This window comes from Janibacter massiliensis (assembly GCF_900289115.1).
GTDB lineage: Bacteria > Actinomycetota > Actinomycetes > Actinomycetales > Dermatophilaceae > Janibacter_A > Janibacter_A massiliensis.
The window spans coordinates 525,682-533,015 of the sequence record NZ_LT985196.1; the positions used below are offsets into that span (position 1 = coordinate 525,682).

The window sequence follows — 7,334 nt, forward strand, 5'->3', positions numbered from 1 at the left end:
TCCTCAACAGCACCCGGCCGCGGACCATTCCGCGGATCGGTCACCGAGCCGCGATCCCGCGCCACCGCACCGTGATCCGTGGGTCACACAGGCTCACCTTCGTGGACCGGCTGACTACTACGCGTCGTAGCATCCGGGCGTCACATCGGTTGCTCGATTGTCCCCGAGGGAGGCGTCAATGGACGCCCTGGAGCTGGCACGGTGGCAGTTCGCCATCACCACCGTGTACCACTACTTCTTCGTGCCGATCACCATCGGCATGAGCGCGCTCGTCGCCTGGTTCCACACGTCGTGGCTGCGCAAGCGCAACCCGAACGACCTTCGCCTGGCGAAGTTCTTCGGCAAGCTGTTCACCATCAACTTCGCGCTCGGTCTCGTCACCGGCATCGTCCAGGAGTTCCAGTTCGGGATGAACTGGTCGGACTACTCGCGCTTCGTCGGTGACATCTTCGGCGCACCGCTGGCGTTCGAGGCGCTCCTGGCCTTCTTCATGGAGTCGACCTTCCTCGGCCTGTGGATCTTCGGCTGGGGCCGTATCCCGGAGAAGCTGCACGTCGCGTGCATCTGGCTCGTCCACATCGGCACGGTGCTCTCGGCGTACTTCATCCTCGCCGCCAACTCGTTCATGCAGAACCCGGTGGGCTACCGGTACAACCCGGAGACCGGCCGCGCCGAGATGGCCGACTTCGTCGCGGTCCTGACGAACAAGGTCCAGCTCGTCACCTTCCCGCACGTCATCACCGCGTCCTACATGGTCGGCGGCGCCTTCATCATGGCCGTCGCGCTCCACAAGGCGCGCCAGGCGCAGAAGGTCGCGGCCATCGCCGCCGACACCGACACGAGCACCGACACCGATCCGGCCACGGGCGAGTCCGACGTCTCGATGTTCCGCCGCGCGGCCCGCCTCGGCGCGGTCGTCACCCTCGTCTCTGGCCTCCTGGTCACGGTCACCGGCGACATCCAGGGCAAGATCATGACCGAGGTCCAGCCGATGAAGATGGCGGCGGCCGAGGCGCTGTACGACACCCCGCCGAACGGCGAGTGCGCCCCCTTCTCCGTCCTCACCGTCGCCGACCTCGGCGGCAAGAACCCCAAGCACGTCATCGAGGTGCCGTGCCTGCTGTCCTACCTCGGCACGGGCTCGTGGGACGGCCAGGTCAAGGGCATCGCGGACGTCGAGAAGGAGTACCAGGCGACGTACGGCAAGGGGGAGCTCACCGCCTCGCCGACGTACGTGCCGAACATCCCGATGTCGTACTGGAACTTCCGGTTCATGATCGGCTCGGGCATCTTCGCCGCGGCCGTCGCCGCGCTGGTCCTGGTGATGACGCGTAAGAAGCGCGTCCCGATGCAGGGCTGGTGGACCCCGCTGCTCGTCCTCGCCCCGCTGGCCACCGTCCTGGGCCACAGCTTCGGCTGGATCTTCACGGAGACGGGCCGGCAGCCGTGGATCGTCTTCGGCGAGATGACGACGAGCCGGGGCGTCAGCCCGAGCGTGAGCGCCACCGACGTGTGGATCTCGATGATCGTCTACACCCTGCTGTACGGCGTCCTCGCGGTCATCGAGGTCAAGCTCTTCCTCGACTACATCAAGAAGGGTCCGGAGCCGTTCGAGGAGCCCACCCAGCTCCGGGACGACGACGAGCTCGCCTTCGCCTACTGACGCGCGATCTGACGACAAGGACTGACTGCAATGGATCTCGCAACGTTCTGGTTCATCCTCATCGGAGTCCTGTGGACCGGCTTCCTCGTCCTCGAGGGTTTCGACTTCGGCGTGGGCATGCTCCTGCCGGTCCTCAGCCGCGGCGGTGACCCCGTCGAGACCGAGAAGCGGCGCCGGCTGCTGCTGACGACCATCGGCCCGTTCTGGGACGGCAACGAGGTGTGGCTGATCACCGCCGGTGGCGCGACCTTCGCCGCGTTCCCCCACTGGTACGCGACGATGTTCAGCGGCTTCTACCTGCCCCTGCTCCTCGTCCTCGTCGCCCTCATCGTCCGGAACATGGGCTTCGAGTACCGCCACAAGCGCAACAGCGACGCGTGGCGCCGGGGCTGGGACATCGCGATCGTCGTCGGCTCCGTCCTCCCGCCGCTGCTCATCGGCACCGCCCTGACGAACATCGTGCGCGGCCTGCCGATCGACAAGGACATGGAGTTCACGGGCAACCTGCTGACGATCCTCAACCCGCTGAGCCTGCTCGGCGGCCTCACGATCCTCACGCTCTGCCTCGCGCACGGCGCGCACTTCATCGCGCTCAAGACCGACGGGGACATCCGGCACGATGCCCGCGCCTTCGCGACGAAGGCCGGGGTGGTCGCGGCGGTGCTCGCCGTCGTCCTCCTCCTGACGCTCGGCCTGACCCGCGGCGGGACGCTTCTGTCGTGGCTCACCACGGCGGTCGCGGCGGTCGCGCTGCTCGCGGCGATCTTCTTCAACACCAAGGGCGCCGAGGGCAAGGCGTTCGTCGGGACGACGCTGACGATCGCGTTCGCCGTCGTCACGTACTTCCTGCTGCTGTTCCCGAACGTCATGCCGACGAACCTGGCGGGCGGCACGGACCTGACGATCGCCAACGCGTCGAGCTCGCCGCTGACGCTGAAGATCATGACGGGCGCCGCCCTCGTCTTCACGCCGATCGCCCTGCTGTACACCGCGTGGAACTACTGGGTGTTCCGTCGCCGCCTGACGACGAAGCACATCCCCGCCGCGCAAGGGCTCTGACCCCCGCGCACGCACGACGGGCGGCGCCCGGTCCGGACTCCGGGCCGGGCGCCGCCCGTACGCTCTACGTCCGACCGCCCCCCGACCGCCACCCCCGAGGCCCGATGAGACCGTTCGACCCCCAGCTGCTCGTGGTCGCGCCCGCCGCCCGCCGGCCCGTGGTCGCGCTCGGCATCGCCGGGGTCCTCTCGGGGGCCGCGACGATCGGCTCGGCGTTCGCGATCGCGGGCCTCGTCGTCGCGGTCGCACGCGGCGGGTCCGTCCTGGCCCCGGCGATGTGGGTCGCGGCGCTCTTCCTCGTGCGAGCGGTCCTGGCCCACGTCACCGAGCGCGTCGCCGCATGGGCGGGGACGCGGGTCGCGACGGACCTGCGCTCCACGCTGCTGCGAGCCTGGCTGGAGCGCGGGGCCGACGAGCGACCCGACCGGGCCCGTGCGAGCACCCTCGCCAGCCAGGGGTGCGCGACCGTCGAGCCGTACGTCGCGCGGTACCTGCCGGCCCTCATCACGGCAGCGGTCGTCCCCGCCGCGGTCGTGGTCGTCCTCGCCGTCGTCGACTGGGTCAGCGCTCTCGTCGTCGTCCTCACGGTCCCGCTGCTCCCGGTCTTCGCCGCCCTCATCGGCGCTCGCACCGAGGCGGACACGCAGCGGCGGTGGCGCGCGCTGAGCGACCTGGCCGGGCACTTCCTCGACGTCGTCCGGGGCCTGCCGACCCTCGTCGTCCACGGCCGCGCGGAGCGCCAGGTGGCGACGATCGAGCGGGTGAGCGAGAAGCACCGCGTCGCGACGATGCGCACCCTGCGGCTGGCGTTCCTCTCCTCCGCCGCGCTCGAGCTCCTCGCGACGATCTCGGTCGCGATCGTCGCGGTGTCCGTCGGGCTGCGCCTGACGACGGGGCACATGACCCTCGGCGTCGGGCTCGTCGCGATCCTCCTGGCCCCCGAGGCGTACTGGCCGATCCGGCGCGTCGGCGCCGAGTTCCACTCCGCGGCCGACGGGGTGCAGGCGCTGCAGGACGTCATCGCCGAGCTGGGTGTCTCGAGCGGGTCCGCATCAGCACCCGCCGGCGGCGCCGACGCCACGGGGATGCCGATGCTCGAGGCGCGTGGCCTCACCTACCGCTACCCCGGGACGGAGCGGGACGTGCTGCACCACCTCGACGTGACCACCGGCCCGGGCCTCACGGTCGTCACCGGACCGTCCGGCACGGGGAAGACGACGCTGCTCGAGGTCCTCGCCGGCATCCGCCGCCCCACCGCCGGGACCGTGGCCCACCCCACGACCCACCTGGTGAGCCAGCGCCCGTTCCTCGGCGCGGGGACGATCCGGGACAACGTCCTGCTCGGGGCGCCGGAGGGCACCGATGACGACGCGATCGGGGCCGCCCTCGCGCGCGTCGGGCTCGCCGACGTCGTCGCCGGGTTGCCCGCGGGCCTGGACACCGTGCTCGGCGACGACGGCTTCGGCCTGTCCGCCGGCCAGCGCGCCCGCCTGGTGCTCGCCCGGGCCCTGCTGTCGACCGCGCCGGCCGTCCTCGTCGACGAACCGACGGCGCACCTCGATCCGGCGTCCGCGCAGCTCGTCCACGACGTCCTCGCCGACCTCGCGCGGGAGCGGGCGGTCGTCGCCGTGACCCACCGGGCCGAGCTCGTCGCCCACGCCGACCGCCACGTGGTCCTCGAACCCGTCGGGGCGGACCGATGAGTGCCCGGGTCCGCACCGTCGTCGTCACCCCCGCCGTCGTCCGGGCCGGGCTGCTCGGCGGGGTGGCGAGCGCGTCGGGGATCGCGCTCACCGCCACCTCGGGATGGCTCATCGTCCGCGCCGCCCAGATGCCCCAGATCCTCAGCCTCCTCGTCGCGATCGTCGCGGTGCGGACGTTCGGCATGGCGCGGCCGGTGTTCCGGTACTGGGAGCGGCTCGTCAGCCACGACGCGGCGCTGGCCGATCTCGCCGACCGCAGAGCCCGGTTGTACGCCGACCTCGTCCCCCTCACGCCCGCGCGGCTCGGTCGGCGCGGTCGGGCCGACCTCCTCACGGGGGTCGTCGACGACCTCACCGAGGTCACGGAGGCCTCGGCGCGGGTCACGGTGCCGGTCCTGGCGGCCGGCGTCGCGGGTGGGCTCGCGACGATCCTCACGGCGTGGCTCCACCCAGTCTCGGGGCTGGTCCTGCTGGCGATGCTGCTCGCCGCGGCGCTCGTCGTCCTCCTCTCGGTCCGGCTCGAGTCGGCCGCGCAGGACGACCTCGGGGCCGCCCGCGCCGAGGTCTCCCGGGTCGCCGCCCTCGTCGCCGACCACGCGGGCGAGCTCCAGGCCGTGGGCGGCACCGAGACCGCGATGTCGTGGGTCGAGGACGCCCACGCCCGGGTACGAGCCGCGACCTCCCGGCAGGCCCGGGGCCGGGCCCTGTGCGCGGCGCTCGTCCTCGTCGTCACCGGGGCCGCCACCCTGACCGCGGCGTGGGTGAGCAGCCGGAGCGGGCTGCCGGACCCGGTCCGCGCGCTCCTGGTCCTCACCCCCGTCGCGACCGGCGAGGTCATCGGCGTCCTCACCGATGCGACCCGCGCGTACGCCCGCGCCCGTGCGAGCGCCCGCCGGCTCGAGGGACTCCTCGCGCAGGACCCGGCCGTGGTCGACGGGGGCGGCGCGGCGTTCGAGATCGACGACGTCCCCACCGTGACGACCCGGGACCTCACCGCGTCGTGGACCGGGGCGCGCCCGCACCTGGGGCCGCTCGACCTCGACCTTGCGCCGGGCGACCACGTCCACGTGAGCGGACCGAACGGGTCCGGGAAGTCGACACTGCTCGCCGTCCTCGCGCGGCACCTGGACCCGACGGGCGGGACGCTCGCAGCCGACGGCACCGACCTGACCGGCGTCCCGCTCGCCGACGGGCGCGCCCTGCGCACCCTCGTCGACGACGAGCCGCACGTCTTCGCCTCGACGCTGCGGGAGAACCTGCGCCTCGCCGCGCCGATCGACGGGGAGGGCTCCGACCCCGACGACGCGACGCTCGTCCGGGCGCTGCGCCGCGCGGGGCTCGGGGCGTGGTTCGACGGGCTCGCCGACGGCCTCGACACCCGGCTCGGAGCGACCGGCCGCTCGGTGTCCGGGGGCGAGCGTGCGCGGCTGGCGATCGCCCGCGCCCTGCTGTCCCGTCGGCCGCTCGTCCTCCTCGACGAGCCGGTCGCCCACCTCGACACCCCGACGGGCGCGGCCGTCCTCCAGGACCTCTTGGAGTCCGCGGAAGGCCGGACCGTCGTCATGGTGAGCCATCACGACGTCGGGACCGACGGCTTCGACCGGTCCGTGGTGCTCAGCCCGCCGAAGGAGCCGTGACCGTCATGCCGATGCGATCGCTCGGTGCGCTCGAGCGCACCGTCATGGACGTCGTGTGGGACCACGGCGGGCCCGGCGGGCTCACCGTCCGCCAGGTCCTCGAGCGGCTGCCGGACCAGCAGCTGGCGTACACGACGGTGATGACCGTGCTCGTCCGGCTCGCTGGCAAGGACCTCCTGACCCGCCGGCGGGACGGCCGAGCCTGGCGGTACAGGGCCGTGCAGACCCGTGAGGAGCTGGCGAGCCGGGCGATGCGCGACCCGCTCCACGCCCTCGACCACGCCGCGCGGCAGTCCGCGATCCTCTAGTTCATCGAGGAGGCCACCCCTGGAGAGCTCGACACGCTCCGTCGGGCGATCGCCGACGTCGACGCCCGCGCCAAGGACTCCTGACCGACACCCGCCCACCGAGCGCTTCCCGCCTCGTGAATCGACTCGCGCCCCCCGGCGCACCCTTCGCGCCTCGTCAATCCACTCGTGGTCACCGGATCCGGTGACCACGAGTCGATTCGGTGCGCGCGAGCCCGGGACCGCCGGGCCAGCCGCAGCGACCTAAGGGGTCAGTCCCAGGCCGGCGGCGGGGGTGGACCGATCCGGTCGACAGCCGCGTGAAGGTCTCCACCCTGGTCGCCGGGGGTGGCGTCGGTCGGGGCCGTGCCACCGTCCTCGGCCGGGTCGACCGACTCGGACGCGCCCTCGTTCCGCTCCGCCTCGACCGCGACCCATGCAGCCGGGGCCGCAGCGGCGGCGGCGACGGCACCCAGGTGGACGTCCCGTTCCTCCGGGAGCCGGCGCTCCTCGCCCCGGGCGTCCCGCTCCGAGCGGTCGACCGGCGCCTCGCGGCTGACGAGACCCGCGCCGTGGCTCGGCTCGATGCCGGGGAAGTTGCCGTGCGAGATCGGGTCGTCCGTCAGGTAGGCGGGCTTGCCGCCCTCGCGAGGCTGGCTGAGGAAGTCGCCGTGGTGACCGGCGCGCTCCGGCGGCGGACCCTTCGGAGGGTTGCGCTGCTCGGTGATCGCGTCGGTGTAGGAGGCGATGACGCCGCTGACGCCGCTCTGGCTGCCGGTCTCGGGCGCCTCCGGGGAGGTGCCCGTGCCGGGCGGCGGCGGGACGTCCGCCGGGTGCGAGGACGAGGGCCCGCCCACCGGGTGCGGCGGGGGGGGGGGGGGGGGGGGCGGCTCCTTTTAAAAACCCCCCGGCCCCCCGGAGGGGCCCCACCCCCCCCGGCCGCCTTTTCTTTTTAAAAAAAAAAAAAACACGAACCCAGCGTACC

Annotated in this window: 6 protein-coding genes; 5 read left to right on the forward strand and 1 reads right to left on the reverse strand. The window is 72.7% G+C overall.

Features of this window, described 5'->3' with window-relative positions:
* The first annotated feature begins 178 nt into the window (after positions 1–178).
* The 5 genes from DAA34_RS02645 to DAA34_RS02665 all read left to right on the forward strand — a co-directional run bounded on the left by DAA34_RS02645 (position 179) and on the right by DAA34_RS02665 (position 6,370).
* Positions 179–1,663: a cytochrome ubiquinol oxidase subunit I gene (locus DAA34_RS02645; protein ID WP_106817496.1), complete on the forward strand. Its 1,485-nt coding sequence runs from the start codon at positions 179–181 to the stop codon at positions 1,661–1,663.
* A gap of 30 nt (positions 1,664–1,693) precedes the next feature.
* Entirely contained in the window at positions 1,694–2,722 is a 1,029-nt protein-coding gene (cydB, locus tag DAA34_RS02650; RefSeq protein ID WP_106817497.1) for a cytochrome d ubiquinol oxidase subunit II, read from the forward strand.
* A gap of 104 nt (positions 2,723–2,826) precedes the next feature.
* Complete coding sequence (gene cydD / locus DAA34_RS02655) at positions 2,827–4,425, forward strand: thiol reductant ABC exporter subunit CydD (RefSeq protein ID WP_106817498.1); 1,599 nt, start codon at positions 2,827–2,829, stop codon at positions 4,423–4,425.
* On the forward strand, positions 4,422–6,062 hold the full coding sequence (cydC, locus tag DAA34_RS02660; protein ID WP_106817499.1) for a thiol reductant ABC exporter subunit CydC: 1,641 nt from the start codon (positions 4,422–4,424) through the stop codon (positions 6,060–6,062). Before cydD ends, cydC begins: the two co-directional genes overlap by 4 nt.
* A 5-nt stretch (positions 6,063–6,067) precedes the next feature.
* Positions 6,068–6,370 carry a BlaI/MecI/CopY family transcriptional regulator gene (locus DAA34_RS02665; protein WP_234354075.1) on the forward strand — a complete coding sequence of 101 codons (303 nt, stop codon included), beginning with the start codon at positions 6,068–6,070 and terminating at the stop codon, positions 6,368–6,370.
* 251 nt (positions 6,371–6,621) lie between these two features.
* On the opposite strand, the gene DAA34_RS02670 is transcribed toward DAA34_RS02665, so the two are convergent.
* Positions 6,622–7,206, reverse strand: coding sequence for a hypothetical protein (locus DAA34_RS02670; protein ID WP_106817500.1), 585 nt, complete (start codon positions 7,204–7,206; stop codon positions 6,622–6,624).
* Positions 7,207–7,334: the final 128 nt, after the last annotated feature.

Bases quoted from the DNA above. Each gene is read 5' to 3' on its own strand.
- DAA34_RS02645 (WP_106817496.1), top strand. From the start codon at position 179: ATGGACGCCCTGGAGCTGGCACGGTGGCAGTTCGCCATCACCACCGTG.
- cydD (WP_106817498.1), top strand. From the start codon at position 2,827: ATGAGACCGTTCGACCCCCAGCTGCTCGTGGTCGCGCCCGCCGCCCGC.
- cydC (WP_106817499.1), top strand. From the start codon at position 4,422: ATGAGTGCCCGGGTCCGCACCGTCGTCGTCACCCCCGCCGTCGTCCGG.
- DAA34_RS02665 (WP_234354075.1), top strand. From the start codon at position 6,068: ATGCCGATGCGATCGCTCGGTGCGCTCGAGCGCACCGTCATGGACGTC.
- cydB (WP_106817497.1), top strand. From the start codon at position 1,694: ATGGATCTCGCAACGTTCTGGTTCATCCTCATCGGAGTCCTGTGGACC.